This is a genomic window from Sphingobium agrisoli (assembly GCF_041877245.1).
GTDB lineage: Bacteria > Pseudomonadota > Alphaproteobacteria > Sphingomonadales > Sphingomonadaceae > Sphingobium.
In genome coordinates, this window is sequence record NZ_JBHDJI010000012.1 from 59,146 (window position 1) to 84,227 (window position 25,082).

Sequence of the window (25,082 nt, forward strand, 5' to 3'; positions counted from 1 at the left end):
TGGCGCAAAGCTGATGCATGATCGAACCACTGCTCCGTAACATCGTGCGAACCTTGGTGATACCATCCACACGCCGCCGGCGAGGCGGCGCGCGCCGTAAGCAACAGCTCGGCCTAGCCCTGCTGATGATCCTCTTCACGCTATTTATGGTCGTCGTGCGTCACTGGGGGCTGGGCTTTATCTCCTGACCCGCCCGTCGTTCACGCATAGCGCCCTGGCCCGACCCGATGCAGTGTGATGGTCGGCCGCTCTTCTTTGTGAACGCCCGATTGCCCGATGATCGCGACTGGATCGACCTCCCGCGCGAGCAGAAGCCCGCAGCGGTCCGGCCCTTCCCAGATCACCGTGCCGATCACCTCCAGCCCTTCCGCGATCAGGGTGACGCGCTCGCCGACGGCGGGCAGCCATGCACCCGTCAACAGCGCGCCATAGATGGAAATGTTGCGGATCAGCACGGGCTGGCTCACGCCGCCCCAGCTCAGGGTGGCATCGACTTCAGCAGCGAAGCGGCTCTCGCGCCGCCGCTCCGCTCTCGCCCGGTACGATACGGTGTCCATTGCACGTCTCCCGGTCTGCCCCCCGGGACCAGGGGTGAGAGTCGGCAGAAAAACCTAATGTCCTATGAGCAAAGGCGGTTAACGCCCGTTTAGCTCAGCGCACCGTGGCAATGCTTGTATTTCTGTCCCGACCCGCACGGGCAGGGCGCGTTGCGGCTGATGTCGAGATTGGCGAAATCGCCCGGCGCGCCGGTGCCGACCGGGCCGCGCGGCAGGGTGGTGGTTACGCCTCCGAAAGACCCCGCGTCGATGTCCGCGCTATTGTCCTCGCCCGAGAAGGGATCGATGTGCGTCGTGATGAAGTCGGGCAGCACCGGCAGCGCGAACTCCTCCAGCGGCGGCTGCTCCATGCGGAATTGCACGCGGGCGATCGATCCGGTCACATCCTCGCGGATATTCTCCAGCATCCGCTCGAACAGGGCGAAGGCTTCCTGCTTATATTCGTTGATCGGCGTCTTCTGGGCATAGGCGCGCAGGTGCACGACCTGCCGCAAAGCGTCCAGCGTCGCCAGATGCTCCTTCCAGTGATGGTCCAGGCTCTGGAGCAGGATCGACTTCTCGATCATGTGCCAGCTGTCGGTGTCGATCTCGCCCAGCTTCTCGGCGATCGCCGCGTCGGCGAGCGCGCTCAGTCGCTCCTCGATCATCTCGGGATCGACCTGATCCTCGGCCAGCCAGGCGTCGAAGTCCGGCTCCAGCCCCAATATCTCGGCCGTCCGCGCCTTCAGCCGCTCCATATCCCACTGCTCGGGATAGGTGCCAGGGGGGCAGGACGCGCCCACCAGATCATTGACCGTCTCGTGCCGCATGTCGGTGACGACATCGTCCACGGTGGAGGCATCCATGATGTCGCTGCGCTGTTCGTAGATGACCTTGCGCTGGTCGTTCATCACGTCGTCATATTCGACGACCTGCTTGCGAATGTCATAATTGCGCGCCTCGACCTTCTTCTGCGCGGTCTCGATCGCCTTGCTCAGCCATTTGGACGGGGGCAGCGCCTCGCCATCCTCCAGGTTGGATCGGATCATCTTGGCGAACATCGTGTCCGGCCCGAAGATCCGCATCAGATCATCGTCGAGGCTGAGGTAGAAGCGCGACAGGCCGGGGTCGCCCTGCCGGCCCGATCGGCCGCGCAGCTGGTTGTCGATGCGGCGGCTCTCATGCCGCTCGGTCGCCAGCACGAACAGGCCGCCCGCCGCCAGCACCTCCTGCTTCTCGGCCTCGATTTCCGCCTCGATCCGCTTGATCGCCGCCTCGCGCTCCGGCCCCTCCGGCACATCGCGCAGCTCGTCCTCGACCCGCATTTCGAGGTTGCCGCCCAGCTTGATGTCGGTGCCGCGCCCAGCCATGTTGGTGGCGATCGTCACCGCGCCCTTCCGGCCCGCCTGCGCGACGATATGCGCCTCGCTCTCGTGGAACCGGGCGTTGAGCACGGCGTGCTTGACCCCCTCCTGATTGAGGAATTCCGACAGCATCTCGGACTTCTCGATCGACACCGTGCCGACCAGCACCGGCTGGCCCTTTTCGGCATGCTCCTTGATCGTCTTTGCAATGCCCCGGAACTTGTCCTCCAGATTCTTGTAGAAGACATCATCCTCGTCCACCCGCTGCACCGGCTTGTTGGTGGGGATGGTGACGACGTTCATCTTGTAGATTTCGTAAAATTCGGTCGCCTCGGTCGCGGCGGTGCCGGTCATGCCCGACAGTTTGGGGTACATGCGGAAATAATTCTGGAATGTGATGGAGGCGAGCGTCTGGTTCTCCGGCTCGATCTGCACCCCTTCCTTGGCCTCTACCGCCTGGTGCAGGCCATCGGACCAGCGCCGCCCGTCCATCATGCGGCCGGTAAACTCGTCGATGATGATGACCTTGCCGCCCTTGACGATATAGTCGATGTCGCGCCGGAACATCACGTTCGCGCGCAGTGCCTGGTTCACATGGTGGACGACGGCGGTGTTCTCGAAATCATAGAGGTTTGCGCCTTGGAGCAGCCCTGCTTCCTCCAGCATCCGCTCGATCTTCTCGGTGCCTTCCTCGGTCAGCGTGACGCTGCGCTGCTTTTCGTCCTTCTCATAATCGCTCTCGGCGATCTGCTTCACGATATGATCGACCGACACATAGAGTTCCGACTTGTCGTCGGTCGGGCCTGAGATGATGAGCGGCGTGCGCGCCTCGTCGATCAGGATCGAGTCCACCTCGTCCACGATCGCGTAGTTGAACGGCCGCTGCACCATCGACCCGCGGTCATATTTCATATTGTCGCGCAGATAGTCGAAGCCAAGCTCGTTGTTCGTCGCGTAGGTGATGTCGGCATTATAGGCCTGCCGCCGCTGCTCTTCGGACAGGTTGGGCACGATCACCCCGGTCGTCAGGCCCAGGAAGCGATAGACCTGCCCCATCCATTCGCAGTCGCGGCTGGCGAGATAGTCGTTCACCGTGACGACATGAACGCCCTTGCCTTCCAACGCATTCAGATAGGTGGCGAGCGTCGCCACCAGCGTCTTGCCCTCGCCGGTCCGCATCTCGGCGATCTCGCCGCGATGGAGCACGATGCCGCCCACCATCTGCACGTCGAAATGCCGCATCCCCAGCACCCGGACGGACGCTTCGCGCACCGTCGCAAAGGCTTCGGGCAGCAGGTCGTCCAGCGTCTCGCCCGCGCCAAGCCGCTCGCGGAACCGCACCGTCTGCGCGACCAGTTCCTCGTCGCTCATCGCCTGGATCGCCGGCTCGAAGGAGGCGATCTTGTCGACCAGCCTGCCCAGCGACTTCACATAGCGTTCGTTGGACGATCCGAAGATGGACTTGGCGAGTGCGCCGAACATGCAATTTCCTGACCCATGAGGAAGCGTCGCCCCTTGCCGGACGCGCACGCGGATATGCGCGGCGATTTAGGGAGCGGGCGAAGGATAGTCAATCGACGCGCGGGCGGGATCATTGCGCCTTGGCAGCGCCGATTGGAGTGACGCGCATCTCCATCAGCGACTCGACGCGCACCGCGACGGGCTCGCCGTTCGCGTCAAGGAAGGGCGTATGCTTCTTGGAACGCATCACGGCCGCGCAAGGATCGACTATGCCACCCATCGGACCCATGTCCATGCTATTGCCTTCGTTCGAGACGACGGTGCAGGCGGTCGCCGCCCCGGTTTCGTCCACGTCGACCCGCAACTGAAGCCGCTTGGGAAAATTCTTCAGCGGTTGCGGCTCCTGCGCCGGGATCTGCCACTTTATCCGGGTCGTGTAGCTGTCGGCGATCGGCTGTCCTAGCCGATCGAGCCCGGGCGTGAAGCGCGCCCGCTGCTGGAGGAGCGTGCAGGAGGCAGCATCGAGCGTCTCGGAACCGCTGCCCTGCGTGACGATGCAGTTGCTCACGCGGCCTTCAATGTCCACCTCCAGCTTGACGCCGGTAACGCCCTCGGCATCATTTCTCAGATCGACGGCGGGATAATCCTCAGGGGTGATCCAGTAGCCTGGATTGCCCGTTGGTGTCGCCCTCGCCGCCTTGCTGACGTTGGCAAGCGCCCCCTGGCTCGCAGCCAGCGTGATCGCGATAAGCGCAAGCGGCTTCATCCCCGGCATCGATCCATTCCCCCGAAAAAGCCGCTTGTATAGCGACATGCGCCGCCTAAAGAAGGCGATCCTTCACCAATGTGAGGTCCAATGCAACGCTCCCCCCTCGCCCCTGCCACCTTCCCCGCCCTTCCCGACATACAGGGCGTCACGCTCCGCGTCGCGCGCGCGGGATATAAGGCGTGGGAGCGCTGCGACCTCACCTATGTCGAGCTTGCCCCCGGCACGGCAGTCGCGGGGGTCACGACCCAGAGCAAATGCCCCTCGCCCGAAGTTGAATGGTGCCGCGACGCCATTCCCCTCGGCCAGGCGCGCGCGCTCGTGGTCAACGCCGGCAACGCCAACGCCTTCACCGGCCATCGCGGCCGCGCGGCGGTGGAGGCGATCGCGGCGCGGGTCGCCAACCACCTCGACTGCCTGCCGTCCGACATATTCGTCTCCTCCACAGGGGTGATCGGCGTGCCGTTGCCGATCGACAGGGCCGAAGCGGGCCTCGACGCCGCCTTCGCCGCATCGCCCTGCAACTGGGAAGCAGCCGCGACCACGATCGGCACCACCGACACCTACCCCAAGGGCGCCCATGCATCCGCGCTCATCGGCAACACTCGCGTCGAGCTGGTCGGCATCGTCAAGGGATCGGGCATGATCGCGCCTGACATGGCGACGATGCTCGGCTACATCTTCACCGATGCCGCGATCGACCCCGCGCTGCTGCAAGCGATGCTCTCTGCCGCGAACAAGCGCAGCTTCTCCTGCATCACCGTGGACAGCGACACCTCGACCAGCGACACGGTGCTGGCCTTCGCCACTGGCAAGGCCGGCAATGCCCCGCTCGCCACGATGGACGATCCCGGCGCGGATGCCTTCGCCGCGGCGCTCGCCGACCTCTGCCGTCAGCTCGCCCATCTGGTCGTGCGCGACGGCGAGGGCGCGACCAAGTTCGTGGAGATCAGCGTCGAAGGCGCAACCAGCGACGACAGCGCCCACCGCATCGGCCTCTCGATCGCCAACTCGCCACTGGTCAAGACCGCCATCGCCGGCGAGGACGCGAACTGGGGCCGGGTCGTTGCCGCCATCGGCAAGGCGGGCGAACCGGCCGATCGCGACAGGCTTTCGATCCGCTTCGGCGCGACCCAGGTGGCGACCGGGGGTCTGGCGGTCGAGGGCTATGACGAGGCCCCCGTCGCCGCGCATCTCAAGGGGCAGGATATCGTCATCGGCGTGGACCTGGGGCTTGGCGAAGGGCGCGCGACGATCTGGACCTGCGACCTGACGCACGGCTATATCTCGATCAACGCGGATTATCGCAGCTGATGGAAGGCGCCCTGCACGAACCCGTCGCCGCACTCATGCGGCAGGTCGGGCGCGACATCGTCATGCCCCGCTACCGCAACCTCGCCGCGCACGAGATCAGCGAGAAGGCGGCCGATGATTTCGTTACGATCGCCGACAAGGAAAGCGAAGTCGCGCTGGCCGAAGGTCTGGCCGCGATCCTGCCCGACGCCGGCATCATTGGCGAGGAAGCCTGCGCCGCCGATCCCGCCATTCTCGACCGGGCGGGCGAAGGGCTCAACTGGATCATCGACCCGATCGACGGCACCGGCAATTTCGCCAGCGGCAATCCACCCTTCGGCATCATGGTCGCGCTGGCGGACGCGGGAACGATCCTCGCCGGCTGGATACTAGACCCGCTCAGTGGCCGCCTCTGCCATGCGCTGCGCGACGGCGGCAGCTTCATCGACGGGCAACGCGTGCAGGCGCGTGAAAGCGGCGAACCGCTGCCGGTCGCCGCGCTCGCCGTCTATTTCATGACGCCGGAGGAGCGCGCCGACATCCAGCGCCGTTCGCAGGACCGCTTCACCCTGGTGGACATTCCCCGCTGCGCCGCCGAACAATATCCGCGCATCGTGCTGGGGCGCAACGACCTGTCGGTCTTCGCCCGCACTTTGCCCTGGGACCATGCGGCCGGCACATTGTTCGTCAACGAAGCGGGCGGCCTCTGCCAGCGGCTCGACGGCACGCCATACCGCGTCGGCGACCCGCGCCGGGGGCTGCTCGCCGCCTCGTCGCCGCGCCTCTGGGACGCGGCGGCGGAGGGGCTGTTCCGTTAGAGGACGCTCTCGATCCAGCCCTTGAGCGCGCTCTTGGGGGCAGCGCCGACCTTGGTCGCGGCGGCTTCGCCATTCTTGAACAGGATCATCGTCGGAATTCCACGCACGCCATATTGGCCGGGCGCATCGGGATTCTCGTCGATGTTGATCTTGGCGATCGTCACCTTGTCGGCCAGTTCCTCGCTGATCTCCTCCAGCGCCGGGCCGATCATCTTGCACGGGCCGCACCATTCGGCCCAGAAATCGACAAGCACGGGCTTGTCGCTGTCGATGACGTCCTGTTTGAAGCTGAGGTCGGTAACTGCCTTCGTCGCCATGGCGATGATCTCCTTTGGTTGGCGGATATCTAGGATGGACGCAGTCCCGCCTCAACGGGCGGGAGCGGCAAATTCTCCTGCGTCGCCACAAAGCCGGGCTTGTACCGGGCAAGCAGGTCGGGCGGCAGGATGATGAGGCGCGGCGCGCTGGTGTAGAGCAGCCCCGCCTCGATCGCGCGATCGGGAAAGAAGACGCTCAGCGCCGCGGCATAGGCCGCCATCTGCCGCACATGGGCGATCGGCACGTCCTCCAGCGTCAGCGGCGCGACTCGCCCCGTCTTGAAATCGACGATCTGCACCCGATCCGGGCCGATCGACAGGCGATCGACCGTGCCAGCAATCACCGCCTCCCCCACCACCGCAGCGATCGGCGCTTCGGCGAGCGCGTCCGGCCCGAACAGGCCGCCATGTTCGGGCGCATCGATAACTCGTAACGCTTTCGAAACAATATTGGCCCGTTCGCCCGCGTCGCTCAGCCCCTGTTGCGCCAGCCAGCGATCCGCCGCCTCTTGCCGTCGTCCCGGCGGCAGGTCCGGCAACCGCTCGAACAGCGCGTGGAGCAGCCGCCCCCGCTCCGCCGCCGCCCGCATGGCGGGACTGGGCGGCGGATTGGGCACATCATCCTCCACCTGCGCCGATGGCGCCAGCGGGCGCGGCGGCCGCGCTTCCACCGGCGCGGGCAGCTTCAGCCATCCGGGCAGTTCGACCGCGAAACGCGATTCAGCTGTCCAACTCGCTGTACTAAACGGCGTGAGTGTCTCGTGCCCCCGCCAGCGCCGGGCCGCGCCCCATAGCGGATCGGCGTCCCACTCCGCACCCAATGCGACCATCGCCCCCTCGACCGCCGCATACCAGCTTTCGGCCTTCACCTCGCCCTTTGCGCGTGGCCCGAGCGATCCCGCCACCACCAGCTTCTCCTCCGCCCGCGTCAGCGCGACATAGAGCAGTCGCCAATGCTCCTGCCGCTCCACCGTCGCTGCCGCTTCCGCCACATCCCCGATCGGCCCCTGCCGCTCGGCCTTGCGCGGCGGCACGATCGGCAGGCCGTTCCATTCCAGCATATCCGCCCGGTTGCCCGCATCGGGATCGATGCAGGCGTCGGCCAGGATGACAATCGGCGCCTGCAACCCTTTCGCCCCATGCACCGTCAGCAGCCGCAGCATGTCGCCCGCCGACGCCGTGTCGCGGACGATCTCCACCTCGCCCCGGTCGAACCAGTCGATGAAGCGCTGGAGCGAAGGATGATCGTCGGTTTCGAACCCCAGCGCGGCGTTCAGCAATTCCTCGATCGGATCGGCCGCCTCAGCTCCCAGTCGCTCGATCAGCCGTCGCCGCCCATCCATCGGCCCGGACAATATCGCCTCCAGATAGCGATAGGGCGTCGTGAAATCCGCCACCGCCAGCAGGTTGCGCAAGGGCGCGAGCAGCGCTGCATCAAGCGTCTGGTTGAGATGCTGCCACAACCCCGTCCGCCGCCCGATCAGCCGGGTCATCAGCTCGTCCTGTGTCCACCCGATGAGCGGCGACACCAGCAAAGCGGCCAGGTTCAGCTCATCCTCCGGCTGCACCGCGAAGCGCAGCGCGGCGAGCAGGTCGCGCACCGCCAGCGGCGCGTTCAGCCGCAGCCGGTCGATTCCCGCAACCGCGACATTCTCCTCATAAAGGCGTGCGACGATCAGCCGCGCCAGTTCGCTCCGCCGCCGCACCAGGATCATGAAATCCCCCGCCCGCACCGGCCGTCCCCGGCTTTCGAGCATCAGCTCGTCGTCGATCCACTGCCTGATCTGCCGCGCGATACGCTGCGCCAGCACCCTCTCCTGATCGTCGGCCCAATCCTCCTCGCCCTCGGCCTCCTCGCTGATGTTGGCGACGACCGGCCGCCACAGCATCACCTCGCCCGGATGGCGGTTGGCGCTCACGTGCCGGACATCGCCGTCCCCCAGTCCCAGCCGCTCGCCGCGCAGGAAGGCGATGGTCTGGTCCACCACATCCAGCACCGCCGGCGTCGACCGAAAACTGCGATCGAGCGACAGGTTGAAGAAGTCATGCCCAGCCTCGTCAGCGTGTCGCTCGAAGGCCATCTGTGCGAGCCTGAACGCCTCGGGACTCGTGCCCTGAAATCCGAAGATCGCCTGTTTATAGTCGCCGACCGTGAAGATCGTGCGGATCTTGTCGCCCTTGGCCCCTTCGCCTGCGAAGAACTCGGCCGCCAGCGCGGCAACGATCGTCCATTGCCTGACATTGGTATCCTGCGCTTCATCCACCAGGATATGATCGATCCGCTGGTCGAGCTTGTAGCGGATCCACTCCGCTATCCCCGGCTGCTCCAGCAAGGCGGCGGTGCGGGCGATCAGGTCATCGAAATCGACCGCCCCGGCCAGCCGCTTCGCCTCACCATAGGCCCGCGCATAGGCACGGCCCGCATGAAGCGCCTGCGCCAGCAATGCGGCATAATCCGCCCGCAGCTTCATCGCGATCAGCGCGCCACACCCGTCATAGAGCCGCCGCGCCATCTCGGCGTAGCCCTCGACGCCGGGCACATAACCCTTGCTGTCGAGGAAATCCCCGTCCGCCTTCGCCCAGGCGCGATGCAGCTCCGTCAGCCCCGCCGCCCGCTCCGCCGGACCCAATGCGCGCCACGCCGCGATCCGATCGCACCGCTCCAGCCCGCGCCCCTTGCCCCAATCCCGATTGGCACGCACCAGCCGGTCGAGTGAAGCCATGTCGAACCGATCGTCACTACATTGCTCCGCCAGCCACGCGTCGATATCGCCCTCCGGCAGCCCCAGTTCGCCCGCGATCCAAGGCAGGATCGCCTCGGGCAACCCCTCCAGCGACTCGCCCCGCGCCGCGCAGCGCAGCAGGAATTGCTCCGCGCCACCCTCGCCCAGCCGCAGGCTGAGCGACTGGAGCGCGCCGAACAGCGCCTCGTCTCCCTGCTCCTGCGCCACCACCACCAGATCGGCGAGCGCCTGCCGCGCCAGCGCAGACTGCTCGCGCTGGTCGAGCGGACGGAATCCGGGGGCCAGCTCCGCCTCCAGCGGAAAAGCGGTCAGCAATTGCTGGCAGAAACCGTGGATGGTCTGGATGCGCAGTCCGCCGCCGGTCGATTCCAGCACTTCGGCAAACAGCCGCCGCGCCTGCTCGCGCGCATCCGGCCCCGACTCCTCGCCCAGCGCCTCCAGATCGTTAAACAGGTCGCGCTCGTCCATCTGCACCCAGGCGGCGAGCCGGTCGTGGACGCGGTCGGCCATCTCCGCCGCGCCCGCCTTGGTGAAGGTCAGGCACAGGATGTTTTCCGGCCGCACCCCCTGGAGCAGCAGGCGGAACACGCGCGCAGTCAGCACATGGGTCTTGCCGGTCCCTGCGGAGGCGGACAGCCACACATGCGCGTGCGGCGCTGCGGCGCGCGCCTGATCGCCCAGCAACCTCTGGAGCGGCGCTGCTTTCCTAGCCATCGTCGCGCCCATACCATTCCTCCAGCCGCATCAGCTGGTCATAGTCGCCATAGCTCGCGACCTCGGGGTTGATCTCGGCGCGGAACGGCGCGCTGCCGAGCAGATAGTCGTTGGCGACCCCCTCGAAATGCTCATGGGCATGGGCGGTGAAGCTGTCGGTGACGATCTTGTCGCGCCGGCCCAGCGGATCGACAGGCCGTTCGCGATAGCCGAACTGGTCGCCCTTCTTGGCAAGCGACCAATATTCGAAATCGCCCGCTTCGGCCCGACCGATCCCCTCGAACCCGCCCAGTTCCGCGATCACGCCGAGCAACCCCAGTTGCAGCGAAAAGCCCGCCTTCACCTGCCGCGCGCTCGGCGGCTTGCCGGTTTTGTAATCGATGATGCCGACGCGCCCGTCCACCAGCCGGTCGATCCGGTCGGCCTTGCCCATCAATGTGACCCCGGCAACCTCCGCCCGCCCCTCCTTTTCCACCGCCAATATGGTCCGCCCCTCGGCCTTGTCCCTCGCCACCTCGGCGGCGATCCAGCGGATCGCCTCGATCAGACGCGGCTGCCACAGCGCCCTGAGCAGCGGATGCACTTCGGGCTGGTCGAACATGGCGCAGGCGCGCGCCTCCAGATCGGCGGGGTCCAGCGTTCCCGCCTCCGCCCATTTCTGCAGGATCTCATGCACCGCCGTCCCACGCCACGCCGGCCCCGCATCGGCATCGACCGGATCGAGCCGCGCCAGCCGCAGAACGCGCCGGGCATAGAAGGCGAAGGGATCGGCCTTCAGCCGGTCGACATCTGTCACGGGAATGACCGTGGGCCGCGCAGCGACCGGGGGGGCAGGCGCCGGCCGCGTCGCCGGGCGATAGGCGGCAGGCGCATCGATCGCCCCGCCCAGCGCCGCATAGCGCTCCGCCGTCTTCCACTGCGGCCCGGCCATCGCCTTCAAGCGCAGCCAGAAGCGCGACGCCACCGCCGGCCCGCCACTCCCCCGCCGCGCCCGCGTGATCAGCACATGCGGCGCCCCAAGCCCGCTCGCGAAATCATGCGCGGCAAGGCCAATGCGCGTCTCCAGCCCCGGCAGGCCCAGTTCCCGCCGGATACGCGGCGCGAGCCAGGGGTCGGGGGCTGGCAACCCCGGCCAAGTACCTTCGTTGAGGCCACCCAGGATCATGAGGTCCGCCTGCGCCAGCCGCGCCTCGATCAGCCCCAATATGGAAATGCGCGGATGCCCGCCCTGCGGCGGCCGCACCGAAACCCCGCCCAGCAGATGGTCGAGCATCGCCGGCAACCCGCGCGGATCGGCCGATCGCGGCCCCTCCGGCGCGGCGGCTTCCAGCTCGGCGAAGAGGTCGGCGGCGGCATGCCCCTGATGCCCGGCCCACACCGCCTCGCCGGATAAAGCGCTCGCCTGCGCCCGCAGCGCCGCCAACTGCCCCGCCAGATCGGTTTCGCCGGCAAAGGCCGCCTCCAGCGGCTCCAGCAGCGCCCGCGCCTGCGGCCACCAGGCCCGCGCCGCTTCGCGCACCACCCGCTGCCGATCGTCGTCGCGCGGCCGCAGCAGCAGGTCGATCCCCTCCAGCCCTGCCTGCGGCCTCGGCCCCCGCAGCAGCAGGTCGAGCGCGCGCACGCCTTCCAGCCAGGCGAGCCGCCCCTCCCCCCGCATCACCAGCGGATGCTTGAGCAACGTCAGCAGCGGCACCGGCGCGAACCGCTCGGCCACCGCCTCCGCCATCGCGATCAGCAGCGTTCCGGGCGGGAGGCGGGACAAGGGCTGGCCGGCCGAATCGTCCGCCTCTATTCCCCACCGCCGCAGATGCGCCGATACCCGTGTCGCCAGTTGCCGGTCGGGCGTCACTAGCGCCGCTGTCCGTCCCGGGGTCTCCAGCGCCTCGCGCAGCGCAATGGCGATCGCCTGCGCTTCCTCGCCCGGCGTCGCCACCTCCAGCGCTTCCACCCCGGCCAGCGACCGGTCGGCGGTCTTGAGGTCACGCCAGCGGCTCGTCAGGCGCGGCGGAAGCATCGCATTGGAGATGTTGCGCCCCCGCACCGCCCGCGCATCATGCTCGCTGCCCCAGCGCCACAGCGCAACATCGTCGCGCGTCGCGCTCATGCCGTGGAGCAGGCGCTTCAACGCATATTGCGGATGGCTCTCATGCCCCGGCGCCCGCGCGCCGGTCAGCGGATCGGGCTCGCCTGGCCCGATCGCATCCCACGCCGCATCGTCCATATTCTGGTCGAGCCCGGCGAACACCACCATACCGCGCGGCATCTCCCCGATCCGCCGCAGCAGCCGCGCCACCGCCGGCGCGCTGGTCGAAATGCCGGCCGCGACCACCGATCCCCCCGGCGGATGCGCGCCCCACCGCGCCGCCAGCCGCTCGAACAGCCGATTGCGCCGCTCGGCCAGATCGATGCACCCGGTCCGCGCCAAGTCCTCGGGCCAGCGCGCCATCAATATCTCGAACATCGCCAGCGACGTCTGCCAGTGGCGCGACAATTCATCCTTGAGCTCGATCTTCGCGAGGGCAGTCACCGCCACCTGCTCGACCTGCATCTGGTCCAGCACCGCGCCCAGGGCCTGCCCCAGCTGCAACGCCTGGCCCGCATCGGTCCCCGGCCGCGCCGTCTGCACCAGCCGCGCCAGCATCATCTGCCGCCGCATCGGCGCGATCGCGGGCGGCACCGGATCGCCCTCGCCCAGCGGATCGAGCGCGCCGCCGACCTGCTCGCCCAGGTCAGGATCGCCGATCGCCACCAAGCGCGGCAGCAGCAGCCCGCCGCTCGACTGCCGCACGAAGGCGTCGCTCACCGCCCGGATCGCGCGATTGTTGGGCAGCAGGATCATCGCCTGCGCCAGCGCCATCCTATCGCCCTTATGCTGCGCCAGCAGGCCCGCGACGAGCGCGTCGGCAAAGGCGCGATGCGCGGGAATGGTGAACAGCGCGGGGCGGCCGCGTTCACCCATGGGTCAGCATCGACTCCACCACCGGAATGGCCTGCGGCGTGCCGACGTCGAACCACAGTCCCTGGTGCGATACGCCGTAGAGCCGCCCCGCCTCGATCGCGCGGTTCCAGAAGATATTGGTCGAAAACACGTCGGCCGGTGGGTCGGCGATCAGAGTCGGCTTCATGATCTGCACACCGGTGAAGACGAAGGGCGCGACATGCGCGGTCTTGCGCCGCGACAGCCGCCCATCCGCGCTCATATGGAAGTCGCCCTGCCCCCGGTGGCAATTCGCCCGCGCCAGCGGCACGACCAGCAGCAGCGCATCCATCCGATCGGGATCCCATATCCGCTGCATCATCCCCAGCGTTTCCTGCGGCCCGTCGATCCAGAGATTGTCGCTGTTGGCGCACACGAACGGCTTGTCGCCCAGCAGCGGCCTTGCCTTCACCAGCCCGCCGCCGGTCTCCAGCAGCTTGGCCCGCTCGTCCGACACGACGAACTCGGTGCCGCACCGCCGCGCCTTCAGGTGCGCCTCGACCGTGTCGGCGAGATAATGGACGTTGACCACCACCTTGCGGATGCCGCCCGCCTCCAGACGGTCGAGCGCATGGTCCATCAGCGGCTTGCCCGCAACCTTGACCAGAGGCTTTGGCCGCGTCGCGGTCAGCGGCCGCATCCGCTTGCCCAGCCCCGCCGCCATCAGCATCGCTGTGTCGATCATGCCGGCGCAAACTCCGCCAGCGCCTGGTGCCGCTTGTCGGGCGGGATATTGGCGGCGAACCAGTCGGCCACCGGCTCCAGCGCGGGATGGGCAAGGTCGCGCTCCAGCAGCGCCCACATGCGCGGCAGATAGGACAGATAGCGCGGCTTCCCATCGCGCTTCCACAGCCGCGTGAAGATACCGACGATCTTGGCGTTCCTCTGCGCCCCGAGCACCGCATAGGCCGCGTCGAAGTCGTCCGGAGGAGATGCGGCCGCCTTGTAATGCGCCAGCATCGCCGCCTCGACCGCTTCGGGCACGTCGCGCCGCGCATCCTGGAGCAGCGAGACGAGATCATAGGCCGGATGCCCGGCGAGCGCGTCCTGAAAGTCGAGCAGCCCCAACCCGTGCGACGCCGCACGATCGATCAACATGATATTCTCGGCATGATAATCGCGCAGCACCGTGACGGTCGGACTGGCCGACTGCTCTACGATGGGCAGCACCGCGTCCCACGCCCGCCCAGAGGCATCGGCATCGACCTCAAGCCCCGCCGCCGGGCAATACCATTCAGTCAGCAGCCCAACCTCGCGCTGGTAAACCGCCCGGTCATAGGGCGGCAGATCGGCGGCGGGCTTCCGGTGCAGGTCCACCAGCAACTCGACCGCCCGCCCGTATGTCGCCAGTTCCGCGTCCGGGTCGGCGTCCAGATGCTCCTTGACCCGCAGGTCGCCGAAATCTTCGATCAGCACCAGCCCATGGGTCAGGTCGCGCGCCAATATCGCGGGCGCGGCGAAGCCGTCGGCGTTCAGATGCTCGGCAATGGCGATGAAGGGGCGCGGGTCTTCGTGCGGCGGCGGCGCGTCCATCAATACCGCGCGCCGCCCGCCGTCGATCACGCGAAAATAGCGGCGGAAGGATGCGTCGCCGGCCAGCGGCACGATGGCGGCGTCGCCCCAGCCCGCGTCGGCGAGGAAAGCGGGCGCGGCGGCCGGCGGGATCATATCTGTGACCATCGCTCCGTCCAAGCGTCCGGCACGGCCGCTGTCAAGCGCCGCCCGTCCTCGCCCGCGTCCTCAATCGTCAGGCGGAGCGCATGGGGCCACAGCCCGTCCCCCAGACGGTCGGGCCATTCGATCAGCAGCATGCTGTCCATCAGATAGTCGCCCAGCGCCAGTTCCTCGGCCTCTTCAGGCGCGTCGAGCCGATACAGGTCGACATGCGCCACCGGCAACCGCACCTCGGGCACGTCATAGGGCTGGACGATGGCGAAGCTCGGGCTGGGTGCTTCCCCCTCCAGCCCAAGCGCCGCCAATATGCCGCGCGCCAGCGTCGTCTTGCCCATGCCAAGGCCGCCTTCCAGAGCGATCACATCGCCGATCCGCGCATGAGGCGCAATCCGCGCGCCCAGCGCCAGCATCGCCGCCTCGTCGGTCAGGTACAGCACCGTCTCAGCCACGCGGCAACTCGATCACCGCCATCGTGCCTTGCCCCGGCTTGGACACCAGCTCCAGCCGCCCGCCATGCGCCTCCGCTAATTGCCGCGCGAGCGGCAGGCCGATGCCCGCACGCCCGCCGTTCCGCGCCTGCCCGGCGCGCACGGCGGGGTCGAAGATCGCGTTCTGCTGTGTGGCGGTGATGCCCGGCCCATTGTCCGACACGACGATCCGCGCCCGATCGGCGCTGCCATCACCATGCAGCAGGATGCGCGCGCCCTTGCCGCAATAGCGGATCGCATTTTCCAGCAGATGGTCGATCGCCTGCCCGATCCGCCGGGCGTCGCCCTGCACCGCGCCCAGGGTCGGCTGCACCGTCACGGCAAGGTCGATCCCCTTGGCGCTCGCCTCGCCCTTCAGCCGCTCCGCGCTCGCCCGCGCCAGCGCGGCCAGATCGACCGTGGCCCGGTCGAGCGGCAGCGTCCCGACCTCGCCCTGCGTCAGGTCCAGCACATTGTCGATCAGCATCGAAAGTCGCGCCGTGCTCTGCAATATGCCATCGACATAGCCTCGCGCCGCGTCGCTCAGCTCGCCGGCATAGCCCGCGCTCATCATCTCGGCGAAGCCCGATATGGTGGTGAGCGGTGTGCGCAGTTCGTAGCTCATATTGGTCACGAAGGCGGTCTTGACCTTGTCTGCCTGCTCCAGCGCCTCGTTGCGGTCGCGCAGCATCTGCTCGACCCGGCGGCTGTCGGTCACGTCCAGCATGGTGAAGAGCGCATTTCCGTCGGGCAGCGGCATCGCCGCGAATTCGAACATGCGCCCATCGGCAAAGCCCACATGTCCGCCGCGCTGCTTGCGCTCGATCGTGGCGGCGCGCACGAGTTCGCGCACCAGCTTGCTCTGCTGCGGCTTGGCGAGCTTCTCCTGCACCGCGCGCATCAGATCGTCGATGCGCGGGTGCGACGTCAGCAATTCCTCGGTCGCGCCCCAGACGGTGCGGAACCGGCTGTTCCACATCTGAAGCCGCCCGTCGGCGGAAAAGACGCCGATCGATTCGAACAGATTGTCGAAGGTCGCGGTCCGCACCCGCAGCAGCGTGTCGCGCGCGCTCGACAGCTGTACCTGCTCGGTGCGGTCCTCGAAGATCAGCAGCAGGCCGCCATCGGGCAAAGGCTGGGCATAGACGCGCAGGTGCGTGCCGTCCTGGAGCAGCCAATTCTCCTCCTTCGGGTCGGGCGACAGGAACCAGTTGCGCCGCTCGGTACGCCAGGCGGGAAAATCGCGATGCTCGGGGATCCGGCGGGCGTCGCGCATCTGGTCCAGCACGCGCTCGAACAGCGGCGCGTCGGCCAGCGCCTCCTGCCGCAGCCCGAAAAGGCTCATGAAGGGCTGGTTCCAGAAGCGCAGCGCTCGGTCGGAACCGAAGCGGGCGACGCCGGCGGACAGGCGATCGAGCAGGTCGCGCTGCGCCGCCTCCAGCCTGCGATGCTCGACCCGCGCCTGCTCCAGCGCATGCTGATCGACCGCATAGCCCGCAACGCCCGCCGGTCCCAGCGGCACATCGACGACCCGCATCGTCCGCCGTTCGCCGTCGATCGTGGCGGGCACCATCCGGTCCACCGGCGCGTCCTGCGCCACCGCCTCGGCCGCCGCGGCCTGCGGGCTGACGCCGCCTGCCGCCTCGACCAGCTCGATCCCGTTGGCGATCACCTCCGCCGCATTCTCCCCATCCACCGCGCGGACATAGGCGCTGTTGACCAGGCTGAGGCGCAGGTCGGGCGTGCGATGCCACATCGGGAAGGGCGCCGCCTCGACCAGGCCCGCCAGCGCCTCCAGCGCATCGCGCAACTGCGCCACATGGGCCTTGAGTTGCTCGATCTCGGCCTGGCTGTCGGTCGCGTCGAAGATCCACAGCACCACCCCGCCGCTCTCGGCAAGACCGGGCCCCGCCGGGGCGCCGCGCACGAGCAGCAGGCGCGAGGATCCCTGTCCTCGTACCGGCAGCGCGAAGCTCCGCCCCGCGCGCTGCGCCGACGCGACGTCGCGGGCCAGCGCGGCGGCGTCCTCAGGCTCCAGCCCGCCTTGCGCGTGGGTCAGTTCGGACAGGAAACTGGGCACCCGCGCCTTGCCCAGCCATTTGGCCAGCCGGTCGGCCGCCTCCAGCCGCCCATCGGGATGCACGATCACCGGAGCGGCGGGCGCGGAGGCGAGCAGCACCGCCAGCCGGTCCAGCTTGCCCTGCGCCTGGGTGCCGTCGCGCCGCATCCGCTGGCCGCTCACCAGCGCCCACAGCGCAGCGCCCAGCCATCCGGCCAGCACCACGCCCAGCAGGATCGCAGCAAAGGGCGACAGCGCGATCACGCTTCCGCCCCCCCCGCCTGCCGAACCTGCCTGTTCCTGCTCATGATCCGACCGGGCCTAGACCAGAACGGCCATGGCGGGAAGGCGGCATGCAAACAAAAAGGGAGGCGTCGCCGCCTCCCCCATCTTTCGCGAAATCGCAGGAGCGATCAGTAGCGGTAATGATCGGGCTTGAACGGCCCTTCCACCGGCACACCGATATAATCGGCCTGCTTTGGCGACAGCTTGGTGAGCTTCACGCCCAGCTTTTCGAGGTGCAGCGCCGCCACCTTCTCGTCCAGATGTTTGGGCAGCACATAGACCTCGTTCTTATACTGCTCGCTGCGGGTCCACAGCTCGATCTGCGCCAGCGTCTGGTTGGTGAAGCTGGCCGACATGACGAAGCTGGGGTGGCCCGTGGCGTTGCCCAGGTTCACCAGGCGGCCCTTGGACAGGACGATGATCTTCTTGCCGTCGGGGAATTCGACCTCGTCGACCTGCGGCTTGATCTCGGTCCACTTCATGTTGGCGAGGCCTGCAATCTCGATCTCGCTGTCGAAATGGCCGATGTTGGACACGATCGCCATATTCTTCATGGCCCGCATATGATCGACGGTCAGGACGCCTTCGTTGCCGGTCGCGGTCACGAAGATGTCGGCGCGCGGCGCGGCTTCTTCCATCGTCACGACCTCATAGCCTTCCATCGCGGCCTGAAGCGCGCAGATGGGATCGACTTCGGTCACCAGCACGCGCGCGCCGCCGTTGCGGAGCGACGCCGCCGATCCCTTGCCGACATCGCCGAAGCCCGCGACGCAGGCGACCTTGCCGGCCAGCATCACGTCGGTGCCGCGACGGATGGCATCGACCAGGCTTTCCTTGCAGCCATAGAGGTTGTCGAACTTCGACTTGGTGACGCTGTCGTTCACGTTGATCGCCGGGAAGGGCAGCTTGCCCTTCTTCGACAACTCATAAAGGCGATGGACGCCGGTGGTGGTCTCTTCCGACACGCCCTTGATCGACTGGACGGTCTTGGTCAGAAAACCGGGACGCTCGGCCAGCACGCGCTTCAGCACCGAAACGAAGATTTCCTCTTCCTCGTTCGACGGGGTGAACAGTTCTTCGCCCGCCTCGACCCGCGCGCCCCACAGCGCGAACATGGTGGCGTCGCCGCCATCGTCCAGGATCAGGTTGCACACGCCGCTTTCATGATTGTGCCAGTCGAAGATGCGCTCGACATAGTCCCAATATTCCTGAAGGCTCTCGCCTTTCACGGCGAAGACAGGCACGCCCGACGCGGCGATGGCGGCGGCGGCATGGTCCTGCGTCGAAAAGATGTTGCAGGTCGCCCAGCGCACTTCCGCGCCCAGCGCCGTCAGCGTTTCGATCAGCACGGCGGTCTGGATCGTCATGTGCAGCGATCCGGTGATCCGCGCGCCCTTCAGCGGCTGGCTCGGGCCAAACTCCGCGCGCAGCGCCATCAGGCCGGGCATCTCGGTCTCGGCGATCTCGATTTCCTTGCGACCGAAGGCGGCGAGGCCGATATCGGCAATCACATAATCCTGCGCCTGGGTGGCGGGGGCGGTGGCCACGAACATATCTCCGTAACTTGATTGGGGCCGGCCCGAACAAAGCGTTCGCGCAGGCGTGATGGGGACCGCCTTTACCCATGGCCCGCCGTCCTGACAACCTAATATAAAGTTTTCTTTATGTGGCTTCAGGCCGATCCTGCGCCCGACACCAGATGCGACGCATCCACGCCTGCCGCCGCAAAAGCCGCCGCCCACCGCCGCTGCGCCGGCGTCTCGAACAGCAAATTCGCGTCGCCGTCCGCCAGGAACCAGCTTTCGCCGGTCATTTCCTGTTCCAGTTGCCCCGCGCCCCAGCCGGCATACCCCAGCGCGATCAGATAACGGCTGGGGCCACGCCCTTCCGCGATCGCCTTCAATATGTCGAGCGACCCCGACAGGCCCCAGCGGTTGCCAACCTGCACCATGTCCTGCCCGCCCCAGTCGAGCGAATGCAGCACGAACCCGCGGCGCGGCTCGACCGGCCCGCCACGCATGACGGGCACGTCGGGCACCCCGCTCCCGTCGATATCGAAGCTCTTCAACAGGTCGCGGAAGCTGACACCGTCTATCTCCTCTCCCACCGCTATGCCCAGCGCGCCATTCTCGTCATGCACGCACAGCGCCACGACGCTGTGGTCGAACCGCATATCCTCCATGCCGGGCAGGGCGAGCAGGAAATGCCCCCCGTAAAAGCGCGTATCTGTCATGCCTCGAATATAGACGAGCGCCGCGCCTTTCCAAGCGCGCGCCAACGCGCCCGTGGGGCGGCGCGACAGATAAACCGTCCGCGCCCTTGACAGGCGAGCCGCCATACCCGACCTCCCGCCCGTCACAAGGCCAAGGAGAGATGCGCATGACCATTTCCAAGGGCGACCGCCTGCCCAGCACCACCTTTACGAAGATGACCGAAAACGGCCCCGAAGCGGTGTCGTCCGACGATTATTTTGCGGGCAAGACCGTCGCGATCTTCTCGGTGCCCGGTGCATTCACCCCCACCTGCTCGGCCAAGCATCTGCCCGGCTTCATCGACAAGGCGGAAGAACTCAAGGCCAAGGGCGTGGACGAGATCGCCTGCACCGCCGTCAACGACGCCTTCGTCATGGGCGCTTGGGGCAAGTCGGCCGGTGCGGACGACAAGGTGACGATGCTGGCCGACGGCAATGGCGACTTCGCACAGGCGGTCGGTCTCACCATGGACGGCAGCAAGTTCGGTCTCGGCACGCGCGGCCAGCGGTTTTCGATGCTGGTCAAGGACGGAGTGGTCGAGGAACTGAACGTCGAGGCGCCCGGCGACTTCAAGGTGTCCTCCGCTGACCATCTGCTGGGGCAGCTCTGACCGATGGGGATCGGGGGACGGCGCTCTGCGTCCGCCCCCGATCCGTCTTCCTTCCGTCACGCAAAGGCGGTAACAGGGGGCGATGACACAGAGCATCGGCAAGGCGACGGTCGCGCAACTCGACCATATCTACCAGACCTCCATCGACACGCTGCGCGACGCGATGCGCGCCTATGCCCGCGACGGCAGCGTGCCGCCCCCCGAAGCGCGCGCCGACCGGCGCTTTTGCTATCCCGAACTGCGGGTCACTTATCAGGATCGTGACGCCGCCCCGCCGCCGGGCCGCTCCTTCGCGCGGCTGTCGCAACCCGGCCGCTACGTCACCACCGTCACCCGTCCGGAGATGTTTGGCGACTATCTCGCCGAGCAGATCGACCTCCTCGTCCGCGATTATGGCGTAGAGGTCGACGTCGGCCTCAGCGACCAGCAGATCCCTTTCCCCTATGTGCTCGACGGGCTGGATATCAATGCGCTCGACGGCACCCCGCCGACCGAACTGGCGCGGCATTTTCCCGCGACCGAACTGGCCGAGATCGGCGACGAGATCGCCGACGGCCTGTTCGTGCCGGATGCGCATGGGGATCGGCCGCTGGCGCTGTTCGACGGCCTCCGCACCGATTTCTCGCTCGCGCGGCTCAAACATTATACCGGAACCCCGGCCGAGCATGTTCAGCGGTACATCCTGTTCACCAACTATCACCGCTATGTCGACGAATTCGTTGCCTGGGCCTGCGCCGAATTGAAGCGCGAGGGCAGCCGCTTTACTGCGCTTTCCGGCGCGGGCGGCGTCTATGTGACGCCGGAGACCGCCGACCCCGCCCGCATGGTCGCCGACAGCGCCTGGCGCCGGCATCAGATGCCCGCCTATCACCTGATCGCGCCCGACCGCAGCGGGATCACCCTCGTCAACATCGGCGTGGGCCCGGCCAACGCCAAGACGATCTGTGACCATCTGGCCGTCGTCCGACCCGAAGCCTGGTTGATGATCGGCCATTGCGGGGGCCTCCGGCCCAGCCAGCGGATCGGCGACTATGTCCTCGCCCACGCCTATCTGCGCGACGACAAGGTGCTGGACGCCATGCTCCCGCCGGAAATCCCGGTCCCCGCCATTGCCGAAGTGCAAGTCGCGATGGCGAGCGCGGCGGAAGCTATATTGGGCGGCGGCGACCCGGAGGATTTCAAGCGTCGCCTCCGCACCGGCACCGTTGTCACTACCGACGACCGCAACTGGGAACTGCGCTATTCCCACTCCGCCCTGCGTTTCAGCCTGTCGCGCGCGGTCGGCATCGACATGGAATCGGCGACCATCGCAGCGCAGGGCTACCGCTTCCGCGTGCCCTATGGCACCTTGCTCTGCGTGTCGGACAAGCCGATCCATGGCGAACTCAAATTGCCGGGCCAGGCCAACCGATTCTACGAGGAAGCCATTGCCGGGCATTTGCGCGTCGGCCTCATGACCTGCGAACTGCTGCGGCAGGAAGGCGCGAAACTCCACAGCCGCAAGCTGCGCGCCTTCAACGAACCGCCGTTCCGGTAACGCGCGCCAACCTTGAACCGTCATCCCCGCAGAGGGGGCGATCCATCTCCAGCGGCATCCGCTTGGCGCGAGGTCAGAAAATGGGTTCGCGCCTTCGCGGGAATGACGAAAAGGACGTCACTCTCAGGCCGCCTCGCGCCAGATGGCGACCCGGTTCTTCCCCGCATTCTTCGCGTCATAGAGCGCCTTGTCCGCCCGCGCGACCAGATCGTCCAAATTCCGGTCGCCGCCATCCAACTGCGTCACCCCGAAGCTGGCATTGAGCAGAGCGTCGGATGCGCCCGGCAGGCGCAAGCAAGCGACTTCCGCGCGCACCCGTTCCATCACCTCGGCGGCGGCGATGGCGTCGGTCTCGACCAGCAGCAACCCGAACTCGTCGCCCCCCATCCGCCCGACAATATCGCCGCGCCGCACCGCGCTCTTGAGCAACTGGGCAAAACCGCGCAGCGCCTCGTCCCCGGCGATATGGCCGAAGCCATCGTTCAGCGCCTTGAACCCGTCGAGATCGCACACCACCAGCGCCAGCGGCCGGCCATGCCGATCGGCATTGGCGATCGCACCTTCCGCCGCTTCCTCCAGCCCGCGCCGGTTGAGCACGCCCGTCATCGGATCATGCAGCATCTGCCGCCGCAACTGGTGCGCCAGATCGCCCGCCACCACCAGCACCGCCGCGACGCCCGAGCCGACATATATGGAAGGCAAACACAGCGCCATGACCGCGCGATAGGTCGCCATGCCCGCGCCGGTCCCGCGCCCCAGTTCCAGCGCAGCGCTGCCGGCGAGCGCCGTCTGGAACAATGCGAACAGCGCGAACATGACGAACAGCGCCATTTCCGGCGCGCTGAACCGCCGGTCCCTTGGCCACAGCGCCACCGCCGCGCAGAGCATCAGGATGCCGACATAGCCCGGCACGATCATGCCCTGAAGCGGCCGGTCGTTGACGAGCGCTACATAGGCTCCCGCCCCCGCCACCATAGCCCCCGCCGCCAGCAATGTGCCGCGCGGCACAGCCCGCCCGGCGCGCTGATAGACGCCCACCAGCACCAGCGACCCGCTCACCACGATCAACAGGCTCGCAAGGGCGATCAGCGCCGGACTCTTGAGCAGCAATCCGGCCGCATTGGCGACCCATTGCAGCATCGAGAGCCCGTAGGACAGCGCCCAGCTGCGCACATGACGCTGCCGCCCGAAATGCACCCACGCGACGGCCGTCGCGACCGTCATGATGCTGCTGGTGAAGAACAGCAGGGCAATGATGATGATTGCGGGGTTCATGGGCTGCGCGCAGTAATGAAGTTAAAAATAGATTACCAGCCGCAAGTCTTGCCCTTGTTCTGCTGCGCCAGCCATTTTTGCAATGGCGCGAAGTAGTTGACCAGCGCCTTGCCCGACATCGCGCGACTGCCGGTGAAGGCCGCCAGCGCCTCCGGCCAGGGCTTCGACGCGCCCAACTCCAGCATCGCATTGAGCTTCGCCCCGACAGCCTTGTCGCCATAGAAGGAACAGCGGTGCAGAGGCCCCTTCCATCCCGCCTGCCGGCATGCCGCCTCGTAGAACTGGAATTGCAGCACCCGCGCCAGGAAATAGCGGGTATAGGGCGTGTTGCCGGGAATATGATATTTGCCGCCCGCGTCGAACTTGCTCTCGTCGCGCGCCACCGGCGGGATGATGCCTTGATATTTGAGGCGCAGATCGGTCCAGCCCTTCTCATACTGGCTTTCCGGGATCGACCCGTCGAATACGCCCCAGCGCCATTTGTCGATCAAAAGGCCGAAGGGCAGGAACGCGACCTTGTCCATCGCCTGCCGCAGCAGGAGGCCGATATCCTTGTCCGCACCCGGCACCTTCGCTGGATCGAGCAGGCCGATCTGCACCAGATAGTCGGGCGTGATGGAAAGCGCCACGAAATCGCCGATAGCCTCATGGAAGCCGTCGTTGGCCCCGTCCAGATAAAGCTGCGGCTGCTTGTTGTACGCCCGCTGGTAGTAATTATGCCCCAGCTCATGATGGATAGTGACGAAATCGTCGCCATTCACCTTGGTGCACATCTTGACGCGCAGATCGTCCTTGTTGTCGATGTCCCAGGCCGACGCATGGCACACCACTTCGCGGTCGAGCGGCTTCACGAACTGCGTCCGCTCCCAGAAGGTCGCCGGCAGCGGCGCGAAGCCCAGCGAGGAATAGAAACCCTCGCCGATCCTGAACATCTGCTTTTCCCAATAGCCGCGCCGCTGCTTTTCCGGCGTATCGGGTGTATCGACCTGAGTCGCCTTGGTCTCGACAAACCCCTTGGCCTTGAGCAGGTCGCCGACATCATAGCCCAGGTCTCCCGCCCCTGCCGGCGCGACCACATCATAGATATTGCCCCATTCCTGCGCCCACATATTGCCGAGCAGGTCGGCGCGGATCGGCCCGGTCTTGGCCTGCACCGCGTCGCCATATTTCTCGTTCAACTTGGTGCGCGTGTAGCAATGAAGCTGGTCGTAGAGCGGCTTCACCTCCGCCCAGATTCTGTCGGTCAGCGCCGCGAAATCGTCCGCCGGCATGTCATATTTGGACCGCCACATCGCGCCGGTATCGGCAAAGCCCAGTTCCTTCGCGCCAGCGTTGGCGATGCCGACCAGCTTGGCATAATCGCCCCGCATCGGCGCGCCGACATTGTCGTGCCAGTTGACCCACATCTCCTTCAGCTCGTCGGGGTTGCGGTTCGTCCCCATCTCCGCCTCGATGTCGCTGCCGTTGATCGGCTGCCCGCGCAGCGTGCCCCTGCCCTTGCCATAGGTCGATTGCAGCCGCGTCGACAGATCGTTGAGCTGCTCGGCCGCGCCCGGCGTCGTCGGCGCGGGCAGCGTCAGCGCGGTGCGCAGCAGCGTCAGCCGCCGCCTGGTCTCGGGTGTCAGCCCCGGCGCGGTGGCGAATTTCGCCGCCTCCAGCGCGAACTCGACGCGCATCTTCGTATCGATCGCCCCGAAATAGGAAGCGACCGCGTCGCTGTCGTCGGTGAGATAGGTTGCGTTGAGCCAGGACGCCCGGCCGTTGATGATCGAATGGTCGAACATCCGCTTTTCCGCCTGGGCGAGGAAGCTTTTCACGTCGGCGGCGGCCGGCGCCTGCTGCGCCAGCACCGGCGAAGCGACGAGGCCGGCCGCGAGCGCGGCGAGCGAGATGGCGATTTTCATGTGCGTCCCCTTGTCGGTTGATGCGGGGA

19 protein-coding genes are annotated in these 25,082 nt (G+C 67.0%); 5 read left to right on the plus strand and 14 right to left on the minus strand.

Features of this window, described 5'->3' with window-relative positions; translation table 11 throughout:
• The first annotated feature begins 17 nt into the window (after window positions 1–17).
• Entirely contained in the window at window positions 18–188 is a 171-nt protein-coding gene (locus tag ACETPF_RS17375) for a hypothetical protein (protein ID WP_373935826.1), read from the plus strand.
• Between the two features lie 12 nt (window positions 189–200).
• Here ACETPF_RS17375 and ACETPF_RS17380 read toward each other — a convergent pair whose 3' ends face one another.
• From ACETPF_RS17380 to ACETPF_RS17390, 3 genes are all read right to left on the minus strand, one after another.
• The gene (locus ACETPF_RS17380) at window positions 201–557 is read right to left on the minus strand and encodes a PilZ domain-containing protein (RefSeq protein WP_373935827.1); all 357 of its coding nucleotides are present in this window, start codon (window positions 555–557) and stop codon (window positions 201–203) included.
• Between the two features lie 89 nt (window positions 558–646).
• Entirely contained in the window at window positions 647–3,382 is a 2,736-nt protein-coding gene (gene secA / locus ACETPF_RS17385; protein WP_373935828.1) for a preprotein translocase subunit SecA, read from the minus strand.
• Window positions 3,383–3,491: 109 nt separating this feature from the next.
• Window positions 3,492–4,136: an energy transducer TonB gene (locus ACETPF_RS17390; protein ID WP_373935829.1), complete on the minus strand. Its 645-nt coding sequence runs from the start codon at window positions 4,134–4,136 to the stop codon at window positions 3,492–3,494.
• 81 nt (window positions 4,137–4,217) lie between these two features.
• Here ACETPF_RS17390 and argJ point away from each other — a divergent pair, with 81 nt between their 5' ends.
• Together argJ and ACETPF_RS17400 are read left to right on the plus strand one after the other, a co-directional pair.
• The gene (argJ, locus tag ACETPF_RS17395) at window positions 4,218–5,441 is read left to right on the plus strand and encodes a bifunctional glutamate N-acetyltransferase/amino-acid acetyltransferase ArgJ (protein ID WP_373935830.1); all 1,224 of its coding nucleotides are present in this window, start codon (window positions 4,218–4,220) and stop codon (window positions 5,439–5,441) included.
• A complete protein-coding gene (locus tag ACETPF_RS17400) occupies window positions 5,441–6,238 on the plus strand; it encodes an inositol monophosphatase family protein (protein ID WP_373935831.1) in 798 nt (265 codons plus the stop codon). The genes argJ and ACETPF_RS17400 overlap by 1 nt, the downstream gene beginning before the upstream one ends.
• On the opposite strand, the gene trxA is transcribed toward ACETPF_RS17400, so the two are convergent.
• The 9 genes from trxA to ACETPF_RS17445 form a co-directional block, all read right to left on the minus strand.
• Entirely contained in the window at window positions 6,235–6,555 is a 321-nt protein-coding gene (gene trxA, locus ACETPF_RS17405) for a thioredoxin (protein WP_328276283.1), read from the minus strand. The genes ACETPF_RS17400 and trxA overlap by 4 nt on opposite strands.
• A 29-nt stretch (window positions 6,556–6,584) precedes the next feature.
• Entirely contained in the window at window positions 6,585–10,025 is a 3,441-nt protein-coding gene (gene addA / locus ACETPF_RS17410; RefSeq protein WP_373935833.1) for a double-strand break repair helicase AddA, read from the minus strand.
• Window positions 10,006–12,972: a double-strand break repair protein AddB gene (gene addB / locus ACETPF_RS17415; RefSeq protein WP_373935835.1), complete on the minus strand. Its 2,967-nt coding sequence runs from the start codon at window positions 12,970–12,972 to the stop codon at window positions 10,006–10,008. Before addB ends, addA begins: the two co-directional genes overlap by 20 nt.
• A complete protein-coding gene (locus ACETPF_RS17420; protein WP_373935837.1) occupies window positions 12,965–13,675 on the minus strand; it encodes a nucleotidyltransferase family protein in 711 nt (236 codons plus the stop codon). The genes addB and ACETPF_RS17420 overlap by 8 nt, the downstream gene beginning before the upstream one ends.
• Window positions 13,672–14,658 carry an aminoglycoside phosphotransferase family protein gene (locus ACETPF_RS17425; RefSeq protein ID WP_373935921.1) on the minus strand — a complete coding sequence of 329 codons (987 nt, stop codon included), beginning with the start codon at window positions 14,656–14,658 and terminating at the stop codon, window positions 13,672–13,674. Before ACETPF_RS17425 ends, ACETPF_RS17420 begins: the two co-directional genes overlap by 4 nt.
• Window positions 14,655–15,113 carry a tRNA (adenosine(37)-N6)-threonylcarbamoyltransferase complex ATPase subunit type 1 TsaE gene (gene tsaE, locus ACETPF_RS17430; RefSeq protein WP_373935838.1) on the minus strand — a complete coding sequence of 153 codons (459 nt, stop codon included), beginning with the start codon at window positions 15,111–15,113 and terminating at the stop codon, window positions 14,655–14,657. The genes ACETPF_RS17425 and tsaE overlap by 4 nt, the downstream gene beginning before the upstream one ends.
• Window positions 15,106–17,451 (minus strand): PAS domain-containing sensor histidine kinase, encoded by a 2,346-nt coding sequence (locus ACETPF_RS17435; RefSeq protein ID WP_373935923.1) that lies wholly within the window; start codon window positions 17,449–17,451, stop codon window positions 15,106–15,108. The genes tsaE and ACETPF_RS17435 overlap by 8 nt, the downstream gene beginning before the upstream one ends.
• A gap of 152 nt (window positions 17,452–17,603) precedes the next feature.
• Window positions 17,604–19,022 (minus strand): adenosylhomocysteinase, encoded by a 1,419-nt coding sequence (gene ahcY, locus ACETPF_RS17440; protein WP_373935839.1) that lies wholly within the window; start codon window positions 19,020–19,022, stop codon window positions 17,604–17,606.
• Between the two features lie 125 nt (window positions 19,023–19,147).
• Window positions 19,148–19,708 carry a YqgE/AlgH family protein gene (locus ACETPF_RS17445; protein WP_373935841.1) on the minus strand — a complete coding sequence of 187 codons (561 nt, stop codon included), beginning with the start codon at window positions 19,706–19,708 and terminating at the stop codon, window positions 19,148–19,150.
• A gap of 146 nt (window positions 19,709–19,854) precedes the next feature.
• On the opposite strand from ACETPF_RS17445, the gene ACETPF_RS17450 reads away from it, so the two are divergent.
• On the plus strand, window positions 19,855–20,337 hold the full coding sequence (locus tag ACETPF_RS17450; RefSeq protein ID WP_373935842.1) for a peroxiredoxin: 483 nt from the start codon (window positions 19,855–19,857) through the stop codon (window positions 20,335–20,337).
• A gap of 82 nt (window positions 20,338–20,419) precedes the next feature.
• Window positions 20,420–21,874, plus strand: coding sequence for an AMP nucleosidase (locus ACETPF_RS17455; protein WP_373935843.1), 1,455 nt, complete (start codon window positions 20,420–20,422; stop codon window positions 21,872–21,874).
• A gap of 123 nt (window positions 21,875–21,997) precedes the next feature.
• Here ACETPF_RS17455 and ACETPF_RS17460 read toward each other — a convergent pair whose 3' ends face one another.
• Together ACETPF_RS17460 and ACETPF_RS17465 are read right to left on the minus strand one after the other, a co-directional pair.
• Window positions 21,998–23,149 carry a GGDEF domain-containing protein gene (locus tag ACETPF_RS17460; RefSeq protein WP_373935844.1) on the minus strand — a complete coding sequence of 384 codons (1,152 nt, stop codon included), beginning with the start codon at window positions 23,147–23,149 and terminating at the stop codon, window positions 21,998–22,000.
• Window positions 23,150–23,181: 32 nt separating this feature from the next.
• The gene (locus ACETPF_RS17465) at window positions 23,182–25,053 is read right to left on the minus strand and encodes a M2 family metallopeptidase (protein ID WP_373935846.1); all 1,872 of its coding nucleotides are present in this window, start codon (window positions 25,051–25,053) and stop codon (window positions 23,182–23,184) included.
• Window positions 25,054–25,082 lie beyond the last annotated feature (29 nt).

Excerpts from the sequence above, each read along its gene's own strand:
- ACETPF_RS17375 (WP_373935826.1), top strand. The coding sequence starts at position 18 with ATGATCGAACCACTGCTCCGTAACATCGTGCGAACCTTGGTGATACCA.
- ACETPF_RS17380 (WP_373935827.1), bottom strand. The coding sequence starts at position 557 with ATGGACACCGTATCGTACCGGGCGAGAGCGGAGCGGCGGCGCGAGAGC.
- secA (WP_373935828.1), bottom strand. The coding sequence starts at position 3,382 with ATGTTCGGCGCACTCGCCAAGTCCATCTTCGGATCGTCCAACGAACGC.
- ACETPF_RS17390 (WP_373935829.1), bottom strand. The coding sequence starts at position 4,136 with ATGCCGGGGATGAAGCCGCTTGCGCTTATCGCGATCACGCTGGCTGCG.
- argJ (WP_373935830.1), top strand. The coding sequence starts at position 4,218 with ATGCAACGCTCCCCCCTCGCCCCTGCCACCTTCCCCGCCCTTCCCGAC.
- ACETPF_RS17400 (WP_373935831.1), top strand. The coding sequence starts at position 5,441 with ATGGAAGGCGCCCTGCACGAACCCGTCGCCGCACTCATGCGGCAGGTC.
- trxA (WP_328276283.1), bottom strand. The coding sequence starts at position 6,555 with ATGGCGACGAAGGCAGTTACCGACCTCAGCTTCAAACAGGACGTCATC.
- addA (WP_373935833.1), bottom strand. The coding sequence starts at position 10,025 with ATGGGCGCGACGATGGCTAGGAAAGCAGCGCCGCTCCAGAGGTTGCTG.
- addB (WP_373935835.1), bottom strand. The coding sequence starts at position 12,972 with ATGGGTGAACGCGGCCGCCCCGCGCTGTTCACCATTCCCGCGCATCGC.
- ACETPF_RS17420 (WP_373935837.1), bottom strand. The coding sequence starts at position 13,675 with ATGATCGACACAGCGATGCTGATGGCGGCGGGGCTGGGCAAGCGGATG.
- ACETPF_RS17425 (WP_373935921.1), bottom strand. The coding sequence starts at position 14,658 with ATGATCCCGCCGGCCGCCGCGCCCGCTTTCCTCGCCGACGCGGGCTGG.
- ACETPF_RS17445 (WP_373935841.1), bottom strand. The coding sequence starts at position 19,708 with ATGACAGATACGCGCTTTTACGGGGGGCATTTCCTGCTCGCCCTGCCC.
- ACETPF_RS17450 (WP_373935842.1), top strand. The coding sequence starts at position 19,855 with ATGACCATTTCCAAGGGCGACCGCCTGCCCAGCACCACCTTTACGAAG.
- ACETPF_RS17455 (WP_373935843.1), top strand. The coding sequence starts at position 20,420 with ATGACACAGAGCATCGGCAAGGCGACGGTCGCGCAACTCGACCATATC.
- ACETPF_RS17460 (WP_373935844.1), bottom strand. The coding sequence starts at position 23,149 with ATGAACCCCGCAATCATCATCATTGCCCTGCTGTTCTTCACCAGCAGC.
- ACETPF_RS17465 (WP_373935846.1), bottom strand. The coding sequence starts at position 25,053 with ATGAAAATCGCCATCTCGCTCGCCGCGCTCGCGGCCGGCCTCGTCGCT.